Below are 20,886 nucleotides of genomic sequence, written 5' to 3'. Positions count from 1 at the left end.
CCGCACACCCCGGCCCTTGGCAGCAGCCCCGGGCACGAGCAGTGGAGGGGACAGCGACAATGCCGGCCGATGAGAGCTCCGCCGCGCGCGGCACAGACCGCTCACAGCCGACCGTGGCGATCAGCCGGGCGCTCGCCCCGCTTTTCCTGGCCTCCGCCCGCCTGGCAGGGCCCCCGGCGCCTGCCGGCCTCGCCCTGCGCGGCAGGCTGGCGACGGGTGCCGGCCGGCGGCCCGCGGTGCCGCGCTCCAGGGGCCACGACGGCCCCGGCCCGCGCACCCCCCGCAGCGGCGGTGTGCGGCGGATGTACGAGCAGGCACGCCGGGCCTGGGACCGCCCGCTGACCGCGTACTACCTGATCCTCGGCGCCGGCCTGCTGATCACCGTGCTCGGCCTGGTGATGGTCTACTCCGCCTCGATGATCAAGGCACTGGAACTGGACAAACCCGGCACGTATTTCTTCCGTAAACAGTTCCTCGCCGCCGTCATCGGCTCCGCACTGCTGGTGATCGCCTCCCGGATGCCCGTCAAACTCCACCGGGCGCTCGCCTACCCGCTGCTCATGGGCACGGTCTTCCTGATGGTGCTGGTCCAGGTGCCGGGGATAGGGATGTCGGTCCACGGCAACCAGAACTGGCTCTACCTGGGCGGCCCCTTCCAGCTCCAGCCCAGCGAGTTCGGCAAGCTGGCCCTGATCCTCTGGGGCGCCGATCTGCTCGCGCGCAAACAGGACAAACGGCTGCTGGCGCAGTGGAAGCACATGCTGGTGCCGCTCGTCCCGGTCGCCTTCATGCTCCTCGGGCTGATCATGCTCGGCGGCGACATGGGAACTGCGATGATTCTCACCGCGATCCTCTTCGGCCTGCTCTGGCTGGCCGGGGCGCCCACCCGGCTCTTCGCCGGGGTGCTCGCCGTCGCGGGAGTCCTGGCCTACCTGCTGATCAAGACCAGTCCGAACCGGATGTCACGCCTCAGCTGCATGGGGGTCAGCGAACCAGGCCCCGACGGCTCGTGCTGGCAGGCAGTGCACGGCATCTATGCTCTGGCGTCCGGCGGATGGTTCGGATCCGGGTTGGGTGCGAGTGTGGAAAAATGGGGCCAACTGCCTGAACCTCACACCGACTTCATCTTCGCCATCACCGGGGAGGAACTGGGGTTGGCGGGGACGCTGTCGGTGCTCGCCCTCTTCGCGGCTCTAGGCTATGCGGGTATCCGCGTGGCCGGACGCACGGAGGACCCCTTCGTGAGGTACGCCGCGGGAGGTGTGACCACCTGGATCATGGTTCAGGCCGTGATCAATATCGGTGCGGTGCTCGGCCTGCTGCCGATCGCCGGGGTCCCGCTCCCGCTGTTCTCCTACGGAGGATCGGCCCTGCTGCCGACCATGTTCGCTGTCGGGCTACTGATCGCGTTCGCGCGGGAGGAACCCGCCGCGAAGGCGGCCCTGGCCATGCGGAGGCCCGGGGTGAGATGGAAGACGATGAGACGGCGCGTCAAGAAGCGTCCGTCCGGAGAGCGGTGAATTTCGGTGCATGTCGTACTCGCCGGCGGGGGGACCGCCGGCCACATCGAGCCCGCGCTTGCCCTCGCGGATGCCCTGCGCAGGCAGGACCCGAGCGTGGGAATCACTGCCCTGGGCACGGAGCGCGGACTCGAGACCAGGCTCGTACCCGAGCGGGGGTACGAACTGGCGCTGATCCCGGCCGTCCCGCTGCCGCGCAAGCCCACCCCCGAACTGATCACCGTCCCGGGACGGCTGCGCGGCACCATCAAGGCCGCCGAGCAGATCCTGGAGCGCACCAAGGCGGACTGCGTGGTCGGCTTCGGCGGCTATGTCGCCCTGCCCGGCTATCTGGCGGCCAAGCGGGTCGGGGTGCCGATCGTCGTGCATGAGGCCAACGCGCGGCCGGGCCTGGCCAACAAGATCGGTTCCCGGTACGCGCACGGGGTCGCCGTATCCACCCCGGACAGCAAGCTGCGCGGTGCCCGCTACATCGGCATCCCGCTGCGCCGCACCATCGCCACCCTGGACCGGGCCCGGGTCCGCCCGGAGGCGCGCGACGCGTTCGGTCTCGACCCCAATCTGCCGACACTGCTGGTCTCCGGCGGTTCGCAGGGCGCCCGCCACCTCAACGAGGTGATCCAGCGGGTCGCCCCGCTGCTGCAGCGCTCCGGGATCCAGATTCTGCACGTGGTCGGCCCGAAGAACGAATTGCCGCGCATCGACAACATGCCCGGGATGCCGCCCTACATCCCGGTACCGTACGTGGACCGGATGGACCTCGCGTACGCCGCGGCCGACATGATGCTCTGCCGCGCGGGCGCGATGACCGTCGCCGAACTCTCCGCCGTCGGGCTTCCCGCCGCCTACGTCCCGCTGCCGATCGGCAACGGCGAACAGCGGCTCAACGCCCAGCCGGTGGTCAACGCCGGCGGCGGTCTGCTGGTGGACGACGCTGCGCTCACCCCCGAGTGGGTGCAGGGCAACGTCCTCCCGGTGCTTGCGGATCCGCACCGGTTGTACGAAATGTCCCGTGCTGCCGCCGAGTTCGGCCGCAGGGATGCCGACGACCTGCTCGTCGGCATGGTGTACGAGGCGATTGCCGCACGTCGCAACGCGTGAGGCGGGCGGGTCCGGGGGCGGTGCCCCCGGACCCGGCATAAGGAGCGAGCGTGGCCGGACCGACGACCGCCCGGCGCGGTGCAGGGCAGCAGCAGGACGACCCGGCCCGCCCGCCGCGCCCCACCAGGCGCAGACTGCCCAGGCGCAGACTGCTGATCGTGATCGCCGTCGGCATCCTGCTGCTCGCTTCGGGCTCCGTCTGGGCGCTCTACGGCTCGTCCTGGCTCCGGGCCGAACAGGTCACCACCACCGGGGTCGCCGTACTGACCCCGGCCGAGGTGGAGGCCGCCGCTGCGGTGCCGATCGGGGCCCCGATGATCGCCGTGGACACGGACGCCATCGCGGACCGGTTGCGCCAGAAGTTGCCTCGTATCGACTCGGTGGATGTCGTGCGGTCATGGCCGCACGACATCGGACTTAAAGTGACCGAACGCAAACCGGTTCTGTTGATGAAAAAGGGAACAAAGTTCATTGAAGTGGACGTGAAAGGTGTCCGTTTCGCCACGGCGGACAGACCGCCGAAGCGCGTGCCGCTGCTGGAACTGACTCCCGATCAGTCAGCGAGTCTGCGCCGCTTCGGCAGCGGCCGGCTGGTGCGGGAAGCCGTCCGGGTCGCGGGCGAACTCCCCGGTGCGGTTGCCAAGGACACCCAGGTCGTGCGGGTCACCTCGTACGATTCGATCACCTTGGAGCTGACCGGGGACCGCACGGTGGTCTGGGGCAGCGGCGAGGAGGGGCCGGTGAAGGCAAGAGTCCTCACCGCTCTCATGAAAGCGGCTCCCAAAGCGGGACACTTCGACGTGAGTGCACCCACCGCTCCTGCGGTGTCGGGCAGGTGACGCGCATTTGGCCTGGCCAGCACCCTGGTTGGTCAGCGCTACGGGTGATCACATAGGGTGAAAAGAAAAACGGGAGGTTCGGCGTGTTCGTTGAACGTGCGCCACTTGTCGACTTAGTGTCCTGTTCGGAAGAGTCCAAGAAGCAGACACACTGGTAACCCTAAACTTCAACGTTAGGGTTTGGGTCGGCGTTCGGACCGTCCCAATCGGCATCAGTCGTCGCCGCGGGAGATCCGCGAAGCGACGACACGTAACTCGAGGCGAGAGGCCTTCGACGTGGCAGCACCGCAGAACTACCTCGCAGTCATCAAGGTCATCGGTGTCGGCGGCGGTGGTGTCAATGCCATCAACCGAATGATCGAGGTCGGTCTCAAGGGCGTCGAGTTCATCGCGATCAACACTGATGCGCAAGCCCTGTTGATGAGCGACGCCGACGTCAAGCTCGACGTCGGCCGTGAACTCACCCGCGGCCTCGGCGCCGGGGCCAACCCGGCCGTCGGTCGTAAGGCGGCAGAGGACCACCGTGAGGAGATCGAGGAGGTCCTCAAGGGGGCCGACATGGTCTTCGTCACCGCCGGAGAAGGCGGCGGCACCGGAACCGGCGGCGCACCCGTCGTCGCCAACATCGCGCGCTCGCTCGGCGCCCTCACGATCGGCGTGGTCACCCGCCCGTTCACCTTCGAGGGCCGGCGTCGCGCCAACCAGGCGGAGGACGGCATCGCCGAGCTCCGCGAAGAGGTCGACACCCTCATCGTCATTCCCAACGACCGACTGCTGTCCATCTCGGACCGCCAGGTCAGCGTGCTCGACGCGTTCAAGTCGGCCGACCAGGTACTGCTCTCGGGTGTCCAGGGCATCACCGACCTCATCACCACCCCGGGTCTGATCAACCTGGACTTCGCCGACGTCAAGTCGGTCATGTCCGAGGCAGGATCGGCGCTCATGGGCATCGGCTCGGCCCGCGGCGACGACCGCGCGGTGGCCGCGGCCGAGATGGCGATCTCCTCGCCGCTCCTGGAGGCGTCCATCGACGGCGCCCGTGGTGTCCTGCTCTCCATCTCCGGCGGCAGCGACCTCGGTCTCTTCGAGATCAACGAGGCCGCCCAGCTGGTGAGCGAGGCGGCCCACCCCGAGGCGAACATCATCTTCGGTGCGGTCATCGACGACGCACTGGGCGACGAGGTGCGGGTCACCGTGATCGCCGCGGGCTTCGACGGCGGACAGCCGCCGGCCCGTCGCGAGAACGTCCTCGGTGCGGGCGCCAACAAGCGCGAGGAGCAGACTTCGCCGGTCCGGGCCGCCGAGCCGGTGCGCCAGTCCGGCGGGCTCGGTTCTGTGCCTGTGCGCGAGGAGTCCCCGGCTCCGGTCGAGTCCGTACCGGTGGCGAACGAGACCTCGAGGTCGCCGGTCTCCCCGCCGCACGTCCCGCCGGCCCGTCCCTCCTACCAGGACTCCCAGGCCGAAGAGCTGGATGTTCCGGACTTCTTGAAGTGATAGGCCAGCACCACGCAGTGACCGCAGTGTCCTCTGTGTCCTCGGGGGGTGGCGCTCACTTCGCCTTCACCGACAGGTGGGGCGGGGTGAGCGCCGCTCCGTACGAGGAGCTCAACCTCGGCGGCGCGGTCGGGGACGACTCCGCCGCCGTTCTCGCCAATCGCGAGCGCGCCGCCCGCACCCTCGGTCTCGACCCGGCGCAGATCGTCTGGATGAACCAGGTGCACGGGCGGGACGTGGCCGTGGTCGACGGGCCCTGGCCGGACGGTTGTGAGATTCCCGCGGTGGACGCCGTGGTGACCGCGCAACGGGGACTCCCGCTCGCCGTGCTCACCGCCGACTGCACCCCCGTACTCCTCGCGGACCCGGTCGCCGGGATCGTGGCGGCGGCACACGCCGGCCGCCCCGGTCTGGTCGCCGGAGTCGTCCCCGCCGTGGTCGAGGCCATGGTGACGCTCGGCGCGGAGCCGTCCCGGATCACCGCGCACACCGGCCCGGCCGTCTGCGGACGGTGTTACGAAGTCCCGGCGGTGATGCGGTCCGAGGTCGCCGAGGCGGTCCCCGGATCGTGGTCCGAGACCAGCTGGGGAACGCCGGCCGTGGATGTCACCGCCGGGGTCCATGCTCAGCTCGAATCCCTCGGGGTCCGGGACCGGCACAAGTCGCCTGCCTGCACCCTGGAATCCGGCGACCACTTCTCGTACCGCCGCGACCGCACGACCGGGCGGCTCGCCGGATATGTCTGGTTGGACTGATAGGGCATGACGGACCGTAGAACTCAACTCGCCGAAAATCTGGCACAGGTGGAGGAACGCATTGCTTCGGCCTGTGCCGCCGCCGGTCGCAAAAGGGAAGAAGTGACCCTCATCGTGGTCACGAAGACCTATCCCGCGAGCGATGTGCGGATCCTGCATGAACTCGGTGTGCGTCATGTCGCGGAGAATCGTGACCAGGACGCGGCACCGAAGGCAGCCGCTTGCGCCGATCTGTCGCTCACATGGCACTTTGTCGGACAACTGCAGACGAACAAGGTTCGTTCCGTGGCGAGTTATGCCGATGTCGTGCAGTCGGTTGACCGGACCAAGTTGGTCACGGCTCTCTCGGCGGCCGCTGTGCGCGGCGGGCGCGAACTCGGGTGTCTCATCCAGGTCGCGCTCGACGCGGAGAGCGGCGAACGCGGTGACCGGGGAGGCGTCGCGCCGGACGGGATCGAGGAGTTGGCCGCCGCGGTGGCCGCTGCGCCGGGGCTCCGGCTCGACGGTCTGATGACCGTGGCGCCACTCGCCGGACCGTACGCCGGGCGGCAACGCGCGGCATTCGACCGGCTGATGGAATTCTCATCCCGCCTGCGCGGGAACCATCCGGCTGCGAACATGGTCTCCGCAGGGATGAGCGCGGACCTCGAGGAAGCGGTTGCGGCCGGAGCGACACATGTGCGCGTCGGTACTGCGGTACTCGGAGTCCGACCCGGGCTCGGGTAACGTCGCCAAGCAAGTCGGACCACAGCAGAAAATATGGTCATTCCCGCCTTTGGCGGGCAGGCCTGAGTGGATCGCGGGCACTTGGTGACAGGTTCCGATCCACCACAGAGCGGAGGACTCAGAGCATGGCCGGCGCGATGCGCAAGATGGCGGTCTACCTCGGCCTCGTGGAGGACGATGGGTACGACGGTCCGGGGTTCGACCCCGACGACGAATTCGAACCCGAGCCGGAGCCGGAGCGTGACCGGCGGCGGCACCAGCCCGCGCATCAGGTGGAGCGGGATCGCGAGCGGGACGAACCGGTACGAGTGGTGCAGCCGCCCGCGCAGCGGGAGCCCGTCCAGATCCCGGCCGAGAGCGCGCGACCCGCCCGAATCGCACCCGTGGCATCCATCACACCTGAACGCCCCAACATGGAGAAGAACGCACCGGTGATCATGCCCAAGGTCGTGTCCGAGCGGGAGCCCTACCGGATCACCACGCTGCACCCCCGGACCTACAACGAGGCCCGTACCATCGGGGAACACTTCCGTGAGGGCACTCCGGTGATCATGAATCTCACGGAGATGGACGATACGGACGCGAAGCGACTTGTCGACTTTGCCGCAGGACTCGTCTTCGGTCTCCATGGCAGCATTGAACGGGTGACGCAGAAGGTGTTCCTGTTGTCGCCTGCTAACGTCGATGTCACGGCGGAGGACAAGGCCCGCATCGCTGAGGGCGGATTCTTCAACCAGAGCTGAGAACACGACACCGGGAACAACCCCGGCCGCGAGGCCGGAGCTACGAGAGCCAGGGGAGAGGGAAGCGCGAAATGGGCGTCGCACTGCAGGTTGTCTATATCGCGCTGATGTGTTTCCTCATCGTGCTGATCTTCCGGCTGGTCATGGACTACGTCTTCCAGTTCGCACGTTCATGGCAGCCCGGCAAGCCGATGGTGGTGCTTCTTGAGGCCACCTACACTGTCACCGATCCACCGCTCAAGCTTCTGCGGCGGTTCATTCCGCCGCTGCGTCTCGGGGGCGTGGCACTCGACCTGTCCTTCTTCGTTCTGATGATCATCGTCTACATCCTGATCTCGATTGTGACCAGGCTGTGAACGATACGGTCTTGCCGACTGCCGACGACTACGTAGAGGTGAAGAAGAGATGCCGCTGACCCCCGAGGACGTGCGGAACAAGCAGTTCACGACCGTCCGCCTCCGAGAAGGCTATGACGAGGACGAGGTCGATGCCTTCCTCGACGAGGTCGAATCCGAGCTGACCCGCCTGCTCCGTGAAAACGAGGACCTGCGCGCCAAGCTGGCCGCCGCCACGCGTGCCGCCGCGCAGAACCAGCAGCAGGGCATGCGGAAGCCGGAGCCGCAGGACCGGCCCGGGGCACCCGTGCCCGCCGCCATATCGGGTCCGCCGGTCCAGCAGCAGCCCCCGCAGATGGGTCCCCCCCAGCTGCCCGGTGGTGCTCCGCAGCTGCCCGCCGGTCCCAGCGGTCACGGTCCTGGTCCCCAGGGTCAGCACGGTCCCGGTCCGCAGGGCCAGCACGGCCCCGGCCCGATGCAGGGCGGTCCCATGGGCGGTCCCATGGGTCACGCGCCGCAGCAGATGCAGCAGATGCAGCCGCCGCAGATGCAGCAGATGCAGCCGCCGCAGATGCAGCAGATGCAGCAGCCCGGTCAGGGCCCCGGTGGCGACAGCGCCGCCCGTGTCCTCTCCCTCGCACAGCAGACCGCCGACCAGGCGATCGCGGAGGCCCGTTCCGAGGCCAACAAGATCGTCGGCGAGGCGCGGAGCCGTGCCGAGGGCCTGGAGCGCGATGCGCGTGCCAAGGCGGACGCGCTGGAGCGGGACGCGCAGGAGAAGCACCGCGTGGCGATGGGCTCGCTGGAGTCGGCCCGCGCGACGCTGGAGCGCAAGGTCGAGGACCTGCGTGGCTTCGAGCGCGAGTACCGGACCAGGCTGAAGTCCTACCTGGAGAGCCAGCTGCGTCAGCTGGAGACCCAGGCCGACGACTCGCTTGCCCCGCCGCGGACCCCGGCTGCCCCTTCGCTGCCGCCGTCGCCCTCGCTGGCTCCGGCCGGTGCGAGTGCCATGGGACACACCATGGGTGGCAACCACGGTGGTCACGGTGGCCCGCAGATGGGCGGCAACCAGTCCATGGGTGGACCGACGTACGGTGGCCAGCAGCAGATGTCGCCGGCCATGACGCAGCCGATGGCACCGGTGCGGCCGCAGGCGCCGCAGCCGATGCAGCAGGCGCCTTCGCCGATGCGTGGCTTCCTTATCGACGAGGACGACAACTGAGCGGCCTGCGCGCGCTGAGCGCGTAGCCGTCGGCAGGCTGAGGGCCGGGCCCCGGGGTTTTCCCCGGGGCCCGGCCCTTTGCCGTGGGCGGATGCGTCTGCGGCGGGGGTGCCCTCACTCCCCCGCAGCCCTGAAGGCATGAGAACCCCCTCGACGGGCTGAACGATGCCCTCCATCGCCGGGCGGGCTCGATGGTGCCGCGCACCGCCCCCGGTCCCGGGAACAGCGAAAGGGCCCGGCCGGAACGTGTCCGGCCGGGCCCCTCGTGGTGTGGGTTACTGCTCTGTCTTGCGCAGGCGGAACGTCAGCGCCAGGCCCTCGTCCGTGAACGGTGCGCCGTACGCCTCGTCCGCCTCGCCCTCCGCGTAGTCCAGTGCCAGCACCTCGTCCGCGATCAGCGCCGAGTGCTCGGTCAGCGCCTCCACCGTCGCGGGCGACGTGGACGTCCAGCGGACGGCGATGCGGTCCGCGACGTCCAGGCCGCTGTTCTTGCGGGCCTCCTGGATCAGCCTGATCGCGTCACGGGCCAGCCCCGCACGTCGCAGCTCCGGGGTGATCTCCAGATCCAGGGCGACCGTCGCGCCCGAGTCGGACGCCACCGACCAGCCCTCGCGCGGCGTCTCGGTGATGATCACCTCGTCGGGGGAGAGGGTGACCTCCTGGCCGTCCACCTCGACCGACGCCGTGCCCTCGCGCAGGGCCAGCGAGAGCGCAGCCGCGTCGGCGTTCGCGACGGCCTTCGCGACCGCCTGGACGCCCTTGCCGAACCGCTTGCCCAGCGCCCGGAAGTTCGCCTTCGCCGTCGTGTCGACCAGCGAGCCGCCGACCTCGGAGAGGGAGGCCAGCGAGGAGACGTTCAGCTCCTCCGTGATCTGGGCGTGCAGATCGGGGGAGAGCGTGTCGAAGCCCGACGCCGCGACCAGCGCCCGGGAGAGCGGCTGACGGGTCTTGACGCCCGACTCCGCGCGCGTGGCGCGGCCGAGCTCGACCAGGCGGCGTACCAGCGCCATCTGGCTGGAGAGGGCCGGGTCGATGGCCGTGAGGTCCGCCTTCGGCCAGGTGGAGAGGTGGACCGACTCGGGGGCGTCCGCGGTGACCGGGACGACCAGGTCCTGCCAGACCCGCTCGGTGAGGAACGGGGTCAGCGGCGCCATCAGCCGGGTGACCGTCTCGACGACCTCGTGCAGGGTGCGCAGCGCCGCCTTGTCGCCCTGCCAGAAGCGGCGGCGGGAACGGCGTACGTACCAGTTGGACAGGTCGTCCACGAAGGCGGAGAGGAGCTTGCCGGCGCGCTGGGTGTCGTAGCCCTCCAGTGCCTGCGTGACCTGGTCCACCAGCGCGTTCAGCTCGCTGAGCAGCCAGCGGTCCAGGACCGTGCGGTCCGCCGGGGCCAGGTCGGCCGCGGACGGCGCCCAGTTCGACGTACGGGCGTACAGGGCCTGGAAGGCGACCGTGTTCCAGTACGTGAGGAGGGTCTTGCGCACGACCTCCTGGATCGTGCCGTGGCCTACGCGCCGCGCCGCCCAGGGGGAGCCGCCCGCCGCCATGAACCAGCGGACCGCGTCCGCGCCGTGCTGGTCCATGAGCGGGATCGGCTGGAGGATGTTGCCCAGGTGCTTGGACATCTTCCGGCCGTCCTCGGCGAGGATGTGGCCCAGGCAGACCACGTTCTCGTACGACGACTTGTCGAAGACCAGTGTGCCGACGGCCATCAGCGTGTAGAACCAGCCGCGGGTCTGGTCGATGGCCTCGGAGATGAACTGTGCCGGGTAGCGGCTCTCGAAGAGCTCCTTGTTCTTGTACGGGTAGCCCCACTGAGCGAACGGCATCGAACCCGAGTCGTACCAGGCATCGATGACCTCCGGGACGCGGTACGCCTCCAGCTGGCAGTTCTCCTGCGTGCAGGTGAACGTGATCGCGTCGATGAACGGACGGTGCGGGTCCAGGTCCGACTGGTCGGCGCCGGTGAGCTCGGTCAGCTCGGCGCGGGAGCCGACGCAGGTGAGGTGGTTGTCCTCGCAGCGCCAGATCGGCAGCGGGGTGCCCCAGTAGCGGTTGCGGGACAGCGCCCAGTCGACGTTGTTGTTCAGCCAGTCGCCGAAGCGGCCGTTCTTGACCGATTCCGGGAACCAGTTGGTCTTCTCGTTCTCTTCGAGGAGCCGGTCCTTGACGGCGGTCGTCCGGATGTACCAGGACGGCTGCGCGTAGTAGAGCAGCGCGGTGTGGCAGCGCCAGCAGTGCGGGTAGCTGTGCTCGTACGGGACGTGGCGGAAGAGCTTGCCGCGGGCGGCCAGGTCCTCGGTGAGCGCCTCGTCGGCCTTCTTGAAGAAGACACCGCCGACCAGCGGCAGGTTCTCCTCGAAGGTGCCGTCGGGGCGGACCGGGTTCACGACCGGCAGACCGTAGGCGCGGCAGACCTTGAGGTCGTCCTCACCGAACGCGGGGGACTGGTGGACCAGACCCGTACCGTCCTCGGTCGTCACGTACTCGGCGTTGACGACGTAGTGCGCCGGGGCCGGGAAGTCCACGAGGGCGAACGGGCGCTCGTACGTCCAGCGCTCCATCTCGCGGCCGGTGAACGACTGGCCGGTGAGCTCCCAGCCCTCGCCGAGTGCCTTCTCCAGGAGGGGCTGGGCGACGACGAGCTTCTCCTCGCCGTTGGTCGCGACGACGTACGTGACGTCGGGGTGCGCGGCGACCGCGGTGTTGGAGACCAGCGTCCACGGGGTGGTCGTCCAGACCAGCAGCGCGGCCTCGCCCACCAGCGGGCCGGAGGTGAGCGGGAAGCGTACGAAGACCGAGGGGTCGACGACCGTCTCGTAACCCTGTGCCAGCTCGTGGTCCGAGAGGCCGGTGCCGCACCGCGGGCACCAGGGCGCGACGCGGTGGTCCTGGACCAGCAGGTCCTTGTTGAAGATCTCCTTCAGGGACCACCAGACGGAGTCGACGTACGACGGGTCCATCGTGCGGTACGCGTCGTCCAGGTCGACCCAGTAGCCCATCCGGGTCGTGAGCTCGGTGAACGCGTCGGTGTGGCGGGTCACGGACTCGCGGCACCTGGCATTGAACTCGGCGATGCCGTACGCCTCGATGTCCTTCTTGCCGTTGAAGCCCAGCTCCTTCTCGACCGCGAGCTCGACCGGCAGTCCGTGGCAGTCCCAGCCGGCCTTGCGGCCCACGTGGTAGCCCTGCATGGTGCGGAAGCGGGGGAAGACGTCCTTGAAGACGCGGGCCTCGATGTGGTGGGCGCCGGGCATCCCGTTGGCGGTCGGCGGGCCCTCGTAGAAGACCCACTCGGGGCGGCCCTCGGACTGTTCGAGGCTCTTGGCGAAGACCTTGCTCTCGCGCCAGAAGTCGAGCACGGCGTGCTCCAGCGCGGGAAGGTCGACCTGGGCGGGTACCTGGCGGTACTGCGGCGATGTCATGGGCGAGATTCCTCCGGCGGACGTTTTCCACTTCCGTCGGAGGGACGAGAACCGTGCCGGCTCCCGCGGTACCACCCTCCTTGGCCCCGAGTGTGCGCCCGTGGCCCCCTCATTGGGGTCGCGATGCCGGTTCTACTTGCCTTGCGGCGTTCTTCCGACGGCTCCGGGTGATTTTCACGACGCGCTCGCCCCCGGGCTCTCACCGTCCCCGGGTCGCTCCTGGCTGCCTACGACGCTACTCGTCCCATCCATGCCTCTCGCTGGGGCCAGTGTACGGGCCCGTACGGGCGACGGCCGACCGGTTTATCCGGTGGGTGCGACCGTGACCCGAATGGCGCGACGGGGCGTACGCAGTCCTGGCGGGGGCCGGGAGGCGGATTACCGGGCGGGGAGCTGGGCACAACGGTCTCAGGCGCGCGGTGATCCGGCACGGGGAGGGGCGATTCGGCGGCGTGCCCCGTTGCCGCCGGGCTGGGGTCGATTTATCGTCCCAGCACGATTCGCGTGCAAGATCACAATATGTGAAGGGGCCGCGGCCATGGTGGCGAAGAAGACCGCCGAACAGAAGTCGGCGTCAGCGAGATCCACGGGCGCGGCGGCCGAGGTGACGACCGAAGGGGCGGGCTCGCAGACCGCTGCGGAGCCGCGTCCGAGGAAGGCCGCGGCGAAGAGCACGGCGACGAAGAAAGCGGCAGCGAAGAAGGCCGTGGGGAAGGCCCCGGCCAAGAAGGCCACTGCGAAGAAGAGCGCGGTCAAGAAGGCTTCGAAGAAGGCCGCTGCGGCGGACACGGGGGCGGCCGAGGCCGCCGAGGAGACGGGAGCCCACACGGTGGTAGCCAAGAAGAGCGCAGCCCGGACCCGCACGGCCGGCAAGGGCGCGGCGCCCGTACCGCCCGCCCGGGCCGCCGCGACAGCGCCCGGGGAGCTGGCCGTACGGCCCGGCGAGGACCCCTGGACGCCGGAGGAGGTCTCGGAGGCGCGGGCCGAGCTGACGAGCGAGATCATGCGGCTGCGCAGCGAGCTGGAGGCCTCAGGGGTCGCGCTCGCCGGGCTGATGCGGGACTCCGGCAATGGGGCCGGTGACGACGAGGCCGACACCGGCACGAAGAACATCACCCGCGAGCACGAGATGGCGCTCGCCGCCAATGCCACGGAGATGCTGGAGCAGACCGAGCGGGCGCTGGCCCGGCTCGACGCGGGGACGTACGGACTGTGCGAGATCTGCGGCCAGCCGATCGGCAAGGCGCGGATGCAGGCGTTTCCCCGGGCCACTCTCTGTGTCGAGGACAAACAGAAGCAGGAGCGCCGAGGTTGATCCGCGGCGGGCGTGTCGTACCCTCGTCTTCGGTCAGGAACCTAGGTTGAGGGACTCACGTGGCAGAGGCGGAGCGCATCATCGGTACGCCGGACATCCCTGAAGCTGAGGGGACCGAGGGGGCCGGGGACAAGGGGCAGGACGAGGTCCGGGGCAAGGGCAAGCGGAAGGTCATGGTGCTCTTCGCCGTGGCCGTCTTCGCCTATCTGCTCGACCTGATCAGCAAGATGATCGTGGTCGCGAAGCTGGAGCACCACGAGCCCATCGAGGTCCTCGGCGACTGGCTGCGGTTCGACGCGATCCGGAATGCGGGCGCCGCGTTCGGCATCGGCGAGGCGTTCACGGTGATCTTCACCGTCATCGCGGCGACTGTGATCGTGGTCATTGCCCGGCTCGCCCGCAAGCTCTACAGCCTGCCGTGGGCCATCGCGCTCGGCCTGCTGCTCGGCGGAGCGCTCGGCAACCTCACCGACCGGATCTTCCGCTCGCCCGGCCTCTTCAAGGGCGCGGTGGTGGACTTCATCGCCCCCGCGCATTTCGCCGTCTTCAACCTCGCGGACTCCGCCATCGTCTGCGGCGGCATCCTGATCGTGATCCTTTCCTTCAAGGGTCTGGACCCCGACGGCACCGTGCACAAGGACTAGCGGGCGCAAGGCATACTCGACAGGTGAGTACGTATCCCGAGGTCCGCACCCTGCCCGTACCGGATGGCCTGGAAGGCGAGCGTGTCGACGCCGCCATTTCCCGGATGTTCGGTTTCTCCCGCACCAAGGCCGCCGAGCTGGCCGCTGCCGGGAAGGTGCAGGTGGACGGCGCCCTGGTCGGGAAGTCCGAACGCGTGCAGGGTGGCGCCTGGCTGGAAGTGGAGATGCCGCAGGCACCCGCGCCGGTGCAGATCGTCGCCGAGCCCGTCGAGGGCATGGAGATCGTGCACGACGACGACGACATCGTTGTGATCATGAAGCCGGTCGGGGTGGCCGCCCACCCGAGCCCGGGCTGGACCGGCACCACCGTGATCGGCGGTCTCGCCGCGGCCGGGTACCGGATCTCGACGTCCGGCGCCGCCGAGCGCCAAGGCATCGTGCACCGTCTCGACGTCGGTACCTCCGGCCTGATGGTCGTCGCCAAGTCCGAGCGGGCCTACACGCTGCTGAAGGGCCAGTTCCGCGACCGGATCGTCGAGAAGAAGTACCACGCGCTGGTCCAGGGCCACCCGGACCCGATGAGCGGCACGATCGACGCCCCCATCGGGCGCCACCCCAACCTCGACTACAAGTGGGCGGTCACGGCCGAGGGCAAGCCCTCCGTGACGCATTACGACCTCATCGAGGCGTACCGGGCGGCCAGCCTCCTCGACATCAAGCTGGAGACGGGCCGCACCCACCAGATCCGCGTGCACATGTCCGCCCACCGCCACCCCTGCGTCGGCGACCTGACCTACGGCGCCGACCCGACGATGGCCAAGCGTCTCGGGCTGACCAGGCAGTGGCTGCACGCGGTCCGGCTCGGCTTCGAGCACCCGGCGGACGGCAGCTGGGTGGAGTTCGCCAGCAGCTACCCGGACGACCTGCAGAACGCCCTGGACAAGATCGCGGCGGAGAGCGAATGACCACCGGCACCCCGGCCCCGTACACCACCCGCAGGGCCGTCGACGAGAGCGACCTCGCGGCCTGCTTCCAGGTCCGCAAGGAGGTCTTCGTCGGCGAGCAGAACGTGCCCGAGGAGATCGAGTACGACGCCTACGACGCGGACGCGGTGCATGTCATCGCCGTCGCGGCGGACGGGTCGGTGCTCGGCGCGGGACGACTGCTGCACGGTGCGGGGGTGGCCGCCAAGACAGGTGGCGACCTCACCGTCGGCTCGCTGGGCCGGCTCGCGGTGACCAAGCGGACGCGCGGCCTCGGAGTCGGCGTGGCGCTGGTCCGGGCCATCGAGGACGCGGCCCGCGGGCTCGGTCTCGTCGCCGTGGACCTGCACGCCCAGACGCACGCGCTCGGCTTCTACGAGCGGCTCGGGTATGTGGCGTACGGCCCTGAGTTCAAGGATGCGGGAATCGCCCACCGGGCGATGCGCCGCACTCTCTGACAGCCGGCGCCGCCGTGTTGTCGGCCGCAACTGGCACCATTGCTCCCATGAACATCCTGCTTTTCCACTCGACGTACGGCCTGCGCCCCGCGGTGTACGCGGCCGCCGCCCGGCTGCGCGCAGCCGGGCACGAGGTGAACGTGCCCGACCTCTTCGACGGGCGCACGTTCGAGACCGTCGAGGAAGGCATGGCCTTCAAGGACGAGGTGGGCAAGGACGAACTGCTCCGGCGCGCTGTCCTGGCCGCCGCGCCCTACTCCGAGCGTGGCCTGGTCTACGCGGGCTTCTCCTTCGGCGCGTCCACCGCCCAGACCCTGGCGCTCGGCGACGAGAAGGCGCGCGGACTGCTGCTGCTCCACGGCACGTCGGACATCGCCGAGAACGCGTCGGTCGACGAGCTGCCCGTACAGCTGCATGTCGCCGACCCGGATCCGTTCGAGACACACGACTGGCTGAACTCCTGGTATCTGCAGATGCAGCGGACCGGAGCCGACGTCGAGGTCTACCGCTACCCCGGGGCCGGCCACCTCTTCACGGACCCGGATCTGCCGGACTACGACGCGGCGGCCGCCGAGCTGACCTGGAAGGTCGCGCTCGGCTTCCTCGCCACCCTGTAGACGGACCCGGGGCCCCGCCACCGTGGCGGTGTGCGGGGTCCCGGATGCCTTGACCGTGGATCAGGCGCGGTACGCGGTCCAGCTGTCGCTCATGCGCTGCACCTGGCCCGCGGTGAACTGGTACATGCAGGAGTCGTACGTGTAGTCCATGAAGTTGTGGATCGGGTCGACCCCGGTCTTGTTGGTGCAGGTGTCGCGTCCGGTCGGGCACTCGAACGCGGCGCTCTTCTCGGCGGGTGTGTCGGAGACGTAGTCGCCGTTGCCGTTACAGCCGCCCTGGAAGGTGTGGTACAGCCCCATCCAGTGGCCGACCTCGTGGGTGGCGGTGTCGCCCTCGTCGTAGTTGGTGGCCGAGCCGCCCGGCAGCGAGGCATCGAGGATCACCACGCCGTCCATGCTCGGGCTGGAGTTGTACGAGCTGGGGAAGGTGGCCCAGCCGAGCAGCCCGCCGCCGAGGTTGGCGCTGTAGATGTTGAGCGCGTTCTTGCCGCCCTTGCGCAGCGCCGTCTTCATCGCCCTCTCCGCGGACGAGCCCGAGGAGAGGTTGTACCAGGTGGCGTTGTCCGTGTAGTCGGTGCCGGCCAGGGAGAACTGGAAGCCGGTGGCGGTGTTGCCGGTGCCCTGGCCGCTGTAGGCCGCGTTCAGCACGCTCATCTGGCTGCTGATGTCAGCGGCGGTGAGCTTGCCGGTGGTGCCGGAGTGGATGACGTGGAAGTAGACCGGGATGGTCGCTCCGGCAGCCAGCGTGGTTCCACTGACCCGGCGGTCCGCGAGTCTCTCCTTGAGCTTCGTGTCCATGGCCTTGGCCTGGGAGACGGTGAGTTCGTTGGGCTCCGCGGCGTGGTTGGTGCCCGAGGGGCGGGCCTGGCGCGCAGTGGCGTCGGTGCTCGCGCACTTCTCGGCGGAGGCGGACGCGGAGGCGGTGGACACCTTGGCGGCGGCTGAACCGGTGGGCGCGGAGAGCGGTGCCAGGGCCAGGGTTCCGGCCAGGACGGCGGTGCCGATCGCACGGTTACGTATACGCGGCGATATACGGGCAAGAGCGCGCACAGAGACTCCTCGCGGATGTGTGGGGGAGGAATTTCCTCACCCGCCGCCGGGAGATTACGTGCGCATGTCACATGTTGAGGAGAATCGATCAGGCCCAATCAATCGTGGGGCAAACCGGGGAAACGGGAAGAAATATTTCTGTCTGTTCCAGAGTTTGAGATGCGGACGTAACGTCGCGCGTTACCCCGGCGGGTGGTGTGTCCCCATTGGAGCAGGGGAGCGCGCCACCCGCCGTAGCGATGTAATGCGCCGTCAACATGGCCCGGAGTGGCCGGAAATGGATGTTCAGCGCACCGGACGGTCCACCCGCTCGACCTTCTGGGTTCCGCTGAGCGTCCGGTACGAACGCGTCCAGGCCGCAGTCGCGTCCCGCTTCGTCTTGTCGGAGACCACGTAGTAGTCCATCTGCGAGCGCTCCGCGGTCACATCGAGGACGCCGTAGCCGTGCGAGTCCATGTCCACCCACTTCACATGGCGGTTGGCGGCCTTGACCGCCGTCGCGGCGAGCACGGAGACCGTCTGCGGTGCGACATGCAGGATGTCGTCGAGGTTGTCCGAGGTCACCGACGTCACCACGAACTCCGTGGCGGCCGATGCCGAGAGCGGGTACGTCGCGGCCTTGACCGGTACGTCGTTGGCCCACGCCATGTGGATGTCACCGGTCAGGAAGACCGTGTTGGTGATCGACCGGTCCCGCAGATGCGTGATCAGTTCCTTGCGGTCGTCCGTGTAGCCGTCCCACTGGTCGACATTGACCGCGAGCCCCTCCTTGGGCAGCCCCAGCAACCCGGCCAGCGGCTCCAGCAGATGAGCAGGTACGGAACCGAACGCGACCGGCGAGATCATCACCGACGTGCCGACCAGCTTCCAGGCCGCGTCCGAACCGGCGAGGCCCGCCTTCAGCCAGTCCAGCTGTGCCCGGCCGGTGATCGTGCGGTCCGGGTCGTCGACCGAACCGTTGCCGATCGTCGACTGCTGGGAGCGGAAGGTGCGCAGATCGAGGAGGTGGAGATCGGCCAGATTCCCGAAGCGCAGCCGCCGGTAGACGGTGCCCTCGGTGGATGCGCGGACCGGCATCCACTCGAAGTACGCCTGCTTTGCGCCGGCCGCCCGGTCGGCCCAGGCGCCCTCCGTGCCCGGCGTGTGGTTCTCCGCCCCGCCCGACCAGGCGTCGTTGGCGAACTCGTGGTCGTCCCAGATCGCGATCACCGGATGGGTGGCGTGCAGGGTCTGCAGATCGGTGTCCGTCTTGTAGTGGCCGTGCCGGGTCCGGTAGTCGGCGAGGGTGAGGATCTCGTTCCTCGGCTCGTGCGGCCGTACGACGTACTTCGCGTCCGGGTAACTGCCCGAGGCGTACTCGTATATGTAGTCGCCGAGATGGAGGACCGCGTCGAGATCGGCGCGGGCGGCGAGATGACGGTACGGGGAGAAGTAGCCCGACTCCCAGTTGGCGCACGACACCACCCCGAAGCGGACTCCCGGGGTGGCCGCACCGGCCGCCGGAGCCGTACGGGTGCGGCCGGCCGGGGAGCGTACCGCCCCGCCGTCGCCCGCCGAGAAGCGGAACCAGTACGCGGTCGCCGGGGCCAGTCCCCGGACGTCGGCCTTGACGGTGTGGTCGGATGCGGCCCGCGCGACGGTGGAGCCCTGCGCGACGATCCGGCTGAACTCCTTGTCCTCGGCGACCTCCCACCGCACGGGCGTGTCGGCGCCGCGTCCGGAGCCGGGCACGGCGTCGGGGGTGGGGGTGACGCGGGTCCACAGGAGGATGCCGTCGGACAGCGGGTCGCCGGAGGCGACACCGTGCAGGAAGGCGGGCCCGTCGGCGGCGCGTGCGCCGGTGGCGGCACCGAGCACGGGAGCCACGACGGCGGTGGCGGCAGCGGCCTTCACGAGCGTGCGGCGGCTGGGAGCGGAAAGAGACGAAGAAAGGTGTCGACTGGTCACGGAGGAGAACCCTACTGACCAGTATGCGAACGGGCAGGCGAACAAAGGAAGTTCGCCTGCCCGTCGGGAAACCGCTGCCCGGAATTACCCCTTCAGGGCGCTGGTGATCGCGGTGTTGAAATCGGCGACGGTCATCGGGGCGTTCTCGGTGCCCTCGCCGGTGAGCGTCTTGCCGTCCATCTTCAGCGTCGGGGTGCCCTGGACACCGCTCTTGTCGAACGTCGCGGACATCTTCATCGCCCAGTTGTCGTACGTACCGTCGTTGACGTCCGTCTGGAACGCCTTGTTGTCCTTCAGCCCGTCCACCGTGTTCGCGACCTTGATGAGGTACGAGTCCTTGGCGAACTTGTCGTCGGTCTCCTCCGGGTGGTACTTCGCGGAGTAGAGCGCGTACTTGTAGTCGAGGAACGCCTGGGGGCTGACGTTCAGCGCCGCACCCAGCGCGCTGAGCGCGTTCTTGGACCCCTCGCCGCCGCTGTTGTCGATGAACGTCGCGCCGATGTACTTGACCTTGTACTTGCCGGCGTCGACGTCCTTGTGGACCGTCTCACCGACGGTCTGCTCGAACTGGGCGCAGATCGGGCAGCGCGAGTCCTCGTACAGTTCGAGGGTCTTCTTGGCGGTCGACTTGCCGATGACGACGGTCGTGCCGTTGGTGCCCGACGTGTTCTTCGGCGCGGTGACGTTCTTCGCGTCCTTCGCCGCCTCCCAGTGGGAGGGCTTGTTCAGCTGCATCACGCCGTAGCCGACGCCGCCGGCCACCGCCAGCACGGCGACGACCGAGAGGCCGACGACGACCTGCTTGCGGACCTTGTCCTTCTTGGCCTGGCGCTCGCGCTCCGCGCGCAGCCGCTCGCGGGCGGCTGCCTTGTTGGCCTGGCTGTTGCGCTTGCTCATGGCGGTTTCTCCGTGGTGTGTGGGGTGTACGTCGTCAGGGACGTGCGTGCTCAGGCGGTGGCGCAGGCCGAGCGCGGCGGTCCCCTCCGTCCCACGGAGTGCACGAGGAGACGGGCGTGCACGAGGAGGTGCGGGCCGTACGGCGCGGGCCGAGCGGCACGGCGTACGGAGCGGCGGGCCGTGCCCACGACGGCGACCGCGATCAGAAGCGGCCGGAACGCCGTGGCGGCGACCGCCCGCAGCAGACCCGCGAGCGCGGACTCGCCGCGCCGCAACCAGGCCGCGGCCAGCAGACCGACCGTCACATGAGCGGCCAGCAGCAGCCACGGCACCGCGGGGCCCGGGGAGGCCAGCAGGGCGGCCGCACCGTGCCCGGAGCCGGTCACCGAGGCCAGCGGCGTGCCCACCGTGCCGACACCGCCGAGCTGCGCCGTCCCGGCACCGGCGTCACCGCCGCACAGGACGTCGACGCCGACCGAACGCAGCGGACCCGCGATCGGGCCGCCCGCCGCCCCGTAACAGAGGTGCTGGCCGGTGGTGAAGACGGTGTCGGCGGCCAGCTCCAGCGGCACCAGCAGCCCGGCGATCGCGCCGAAGCCGCGCTCCCGGCCGGCCAGCCCGTACGCCACGGCGAAGACGAGACCGGCCAGTGCGCCGACGACCGTCAGCGGCAGCGGAACCCGGGAGAGCAGCACATGGGACGCAGCGGAGAGCGTCACGACGAGCGCTGTGAAAAGCGCCGCGCGAACGACTCTGAGCTGCGTCCCTGATATGTCCATCGCCGGAGAGTCTGCCATGTGAACCTGTAAGCGACC

At 69.2% G+C, this 20,886-nt stretch carries 19 protein-coding genes; 14 read left to right on the top strand and 5 right to left on the bottom strand.

All coding sequences use genetic code 11. The annotated features are described in order from the left end of the window. Positions 1 to 59: 59 nt before the first annotated feature. The 9 genes from ftsW (at position 60) to ABZV38_RS07450 (ending at position 8,735) form a co-directional block, all read left to right on the top strand. Positions 60 to 1,520: a putative lipid II flippase FtsW gene (ftsW, locus tag ABZV38_RS07490; RefSeq protein ID WP_356325530.1), complete on the top strand. Its 1,461-nt coding sequence runs from the start codon at positions 60 to 62 to the stop codon at positions 1,518 to 1,520. A gap of 6 nt (positions 1,521 to 1,526) precedes the next feature. Then, positions 1,527 to 2,621, top strand: a complete 1,095-nt coding sequence (gene murG / locus ABZV38_RS07485; RefSeq protein WP_356325527.1) for an undecaprenyldiphospho-muramoylpentapeptide beta-N-acetylglucosaminyltransferase — start codon at positions 1,527 to 1,529, stop codon at positions 2,619 to 2,621. A 50-nt stretch (positions 2,622 to 2,671) separates the two neighbouring features. After that, on the top strand, positions 2,672 to 3,460 hold the full coding sequence (locus tag ABZV38_RS07480; RefSeq protein ID WP_356325525.1) for an FtsQ-type POTRA domain-containing protein: 789 nt from the start codon (positions 2,672 to 2,674) through the stop codon (positions 3,458 to 3,460). A gap of 276 nt (positions 3,461 to 3,736) precedes the next feature. Next, positions 3,737 to 4,954 (top strand): cell division protein FtsZ, encoded by a 1,218-nt coding sequence (gene ftsZ, locus ABZV38_RS07475; protein WP_356325523.1) that lies wholly within the window; start codon positions 3,737 to 3,739, stop codon positions 4,952 to 4,954. Between the two features lie 17 nt (positions 4,955 to 4,971). Then, entirely contained in the window at positions 4,972 to 5,709 is a 738-nt protein-coding gene (gene pgeF, locus ABZV38_RS07470; protein ID WP_356325521.1) for a peptidoglycan editing factor PgeF, read from the top strand. Positions 5,710 to 5,715: 6 nt separating this feature from the next. Then, positions 5,716 to 6,435, top strand: a complete 720-nt coding sequence (locus ABZV38_RS07465) for a YggS family pyridoxal phosphate-dependent enzyme (RefSeq protein WP_356325519.1) — start codon at positions 5,716 to 5,718, stop codon at positions 6,433 to 6,435. A 125-nt stretch (positions 6,436 to 6,560) separates the two neighbouring features. After that, positions 6,561 to 7,178, top strand: a complete 618-nt coding sequence (gene sepF, locus ABZV38_RS07460) for a cell division protein SepF (RefSeq protein WP_356325517.1) — start codon at positions 6,561 to 6,563, stop codon at positions 7,176 to 7,178. 71 nt (positions 7,179 to 7,249) lie between these two features. Continuing rightward, positions 7,250 to 7,534: a YggT family protein gene (locus ABZV38_RS07455; RefSeq protein WP_037697102.1), complete on the top strand. Its 285-nt coding sequence runs from the start codon at positions 7,250 to 7,252 to the stop codon at positions 7,532 to 7,534. Between the two features lie 49 nt (positions 7,535 to 7,583). Next, positions 7,584 to 8,735, top strand: a complete 1,152-nt coding sequence (locus tag ABZV38_RS07450; RefSeq protein ID WP_356325515.1) for a DivIVA domain-containing protein — start codon at positions 7,584 to 7,586, stop codon at positions 8,733 to 8,735. Between the two features lie 275 nt (positions 8,736 to 9,010). Here the strand turns inward: ABZV38_RS07450 and ileS are convergent, their stop codons facing one another. After that, positions 9,011 to 12,160 (bottom strand): isoleucine--tRNA ligase, encoded by a 3,150-nt coding sequence (gene ileS / locus ABZV38_RS07445; protein ID WP_356325513.1) that lies wholly within the window; start codon positions 12,158 to 12,160, stop codon positions 9,011 to 9,013. 538 nt (positions 12,161 to 12,698) lie between these two features. Between ileS and ABZV38_RS07440 the strand changes: the two genes are divergently transcribed. Genes ABZV38_RS07440 through ABZV38_RS07420 form a run of 5 tightly spaced genes read left to right on the top strand, consistent with a single transcriptional unit; the run spans position 12,699 to position 16,177 of the window. Next, positions 12,699 to 13,475: a TraR/DksA C4-type zinc finger protein gene (locus ABZV38_RS07440; protein ID WP_356325510.1), complete on the top strand. Its 777-nt coding sequence runs from the start codon at positions 12,699 to 12,701 to the stop codon at positions 13,473 to 13,475. 59 nt (positions 13,476 to 13,534) lie between these two features. Next, positions 13,535 to 14,119, top strand: coding sequence for a signal peptidase II (lspA, locus tag ABZV38_RS07435; protein ID WP_356325508.1), 585 nt, complete (start codon positions 13,535 to 13,537; stop codon positions 14,117 to 14,119). Between the two features lie 23 nt (positions 14,120 to 14,142). Continuing rightward, positions 14,143 to 15,084: an RluA family pseudouridine synthase gene (locus tag ABZV38_RS07430; RefSeq protein ID WP_356325506.1), complete on the top strand. Its 942-nt coding sequence runs from the start codon at positions 14,143 to 14,145 to the stop codon at positions 15,082 to 15,084. Next, positions 15,081 to 15,560 carry a GNAT family N-acetyltransferase gene (locus ABZV38_RS07425; RefSeq protein ID WP_356325504.1) on the top strand — a complete coding sequence of 160 codons (480 nt, stop codon included), beginning with the start codon at positions 15,081 to 15,083 and terminating at the stop codon, positions 15,558 to 15,560. The genes ABZV38_RS07430 and ABZV38_RS07425 overlap by 4 nt, the downstream gene beginning before the upstream one ends. Before the next feature lie 47 nt (positions 15,561 to 15,607). Beyond that, on the top strand, positions 15,608 to 16,177 hold the full coding sequence (locus ABZV38_RS07420) for a dienelactone hydrolase family protein (RefSeq protein ID WP_356325502.1): 570 nt from the start codon (positions 15,608 to 15,610) through the stop codon (positions 16,175 to 16,177). 60 nt (positions 16,178 to 16,237) lie between these two features. Here ABZV38_RS07420 and ABZV38_RS07415 read toward each other — a convergent pair whose 3' ends face one another. The 4 genes from ABZV38_RS07415 to ABZV38_RS07400 form a co-directional block, all read right to left on the bottom strand. Continuing rightward, positions 16,238 to 17,227 carry a zinc metalloprotease gene (locus tag ABZV38_RS07415; RefSeq protein ID WP_356325500.1) on the bottom strand — a complete coding sequence of 330 codons (990 nt, stop codon included), beginning with the start codon at positions 17,225 to 17,227 and terminating at the stop codon, positions 16,238 to 16,240. Between the two features lie 285 nt (positions 17,228 to 17,512). Then, on the bottom strand, positions 17,513 to 19,174 hold the full coding sequence (locus ABZV38_RS07410) for an alkaline phosphatase D family protein (protein ID WP_356325498.1): 1,662 nt from the start codon (positions 19,172 to 19,174) through the stop codon (positions 17,513 to 17,515). Between the two features lie 84 nt (positions 19,175 to 19,258). After that, a complete protein-coding gene (locus tag ABZV38_RS07405; protein WP_356325496.1) occupies positions 19,259 to 20,071 on the bottom strand; it encodes a DsbA family protein in 813 nt (270 codons plus the stop codon). Between the two features lie 50 nt (positions 20,072 to 20,121). Then, positions 20,122 to 20,850, bottom strand: coding sequence for a hypothetical protein (locus tag ABZV38_RS07400; RefSeq protein ID WP_356325494.1), 729 nt, complete (start codon positions 20,848 to 20,850; stop codon positions 20,122 to 20,124). Positions 20,851 to 20,886: the final 36 nt, after the last annotated feature.

It is taken from the genome of Streptomyces sp. NPDC005181, from assembly GCF_040608395.1.
GTDB lineage: Bacteria > Actinomycetota > Actinomycetes > Streptomycetales > Streptomycetaceae > Streptomyces.
Note: the sequence above shows the minus strand (reverse complement) of the source record. Positions and strands in the feature narration are given on the sequence as shown.

Excerpts from the sequence above, each read along its gene's own strand:
- ftsW (WP_356325530.1), top strand. The coding sequence starts at position 60 with ATGCCGGCCGATGAGAGCTCCGCCGCGCGCGGCACAGACCGCTCACAG.
- ABZV38_RS07465 (WP_356325519.1), top strand. The coding sequence starts at position 5,716 with ATGACGGACCGTAGAACTCAACTCGCCGAAAATCTGGCACAGGTGGAG.
- sepF (WP_356325517.1), top strand. The coding sequence starts at position 6,561 with ATGGCCGGCGCGATGCGCAAGATGGCGGTCTACCTCGGCCTCGTGGAG.
- ABZV38_RS07455 (WP_037697102.1), top strand. The coding sequence starts at position 7,250 with ATGGGCGTCGCACTGCAGGTTGTCTATATCGCGCTGATGTGTTTCCTC.
- ABZV38_RS07450 (WP_356325515.1), top strand. The coding sequence starts at position 7,584 with ATGCCGCTGACCCCCGAGGACGTGCGGAACAAGCAGTTCACGACCGTC.
- ileS (WP_356325513.1), bottom strand. The coding sequence starts at position 12,160 with ATGACATCGCCGCAGTACCGCCAGGTACCCGCCCAGGTCGACCTTCCC.
- ABZV38_RS07440 (WP_356325510.1), top strand. The coding sequence starts at position 12,699 with ATGGTGGCGAAGAAGACCGCCGAACAGAAGTCGGCGTCAGCGAGATCC.
- ABZV38_RS07425 (WP_356325504.1), top strand. The coding sequence starts at position 15,081 with ATGACCACCGGCACCCCGGCCCCGTACACCACCCGCAGGGCCGTCGAC.
- ABZV38_RS07420 (WP_356325502.1), top strand. The coding sequence starts at position 15,608 with ATGAACATCCTGCTTTTCCACTCGACGTACGGCCTGCGCCCCGCGGTG.
- ABZV38_RS07405 (WP_356325496.1), bottom strand. The coding sequence starts at position 20,071 with ATGAGCAAGCGCAACAGCCAGGCCAACAAGGCAGCCGCCCGCGAGCGG.
- ABZV38_RS07400 (WP_356325494.1), bottom strand. The coding sequence starts at position 20,850 with ATGGACATATCAGGGACGCAGCTCAGAGTCGTTCGCGCGGCGCTTTTC.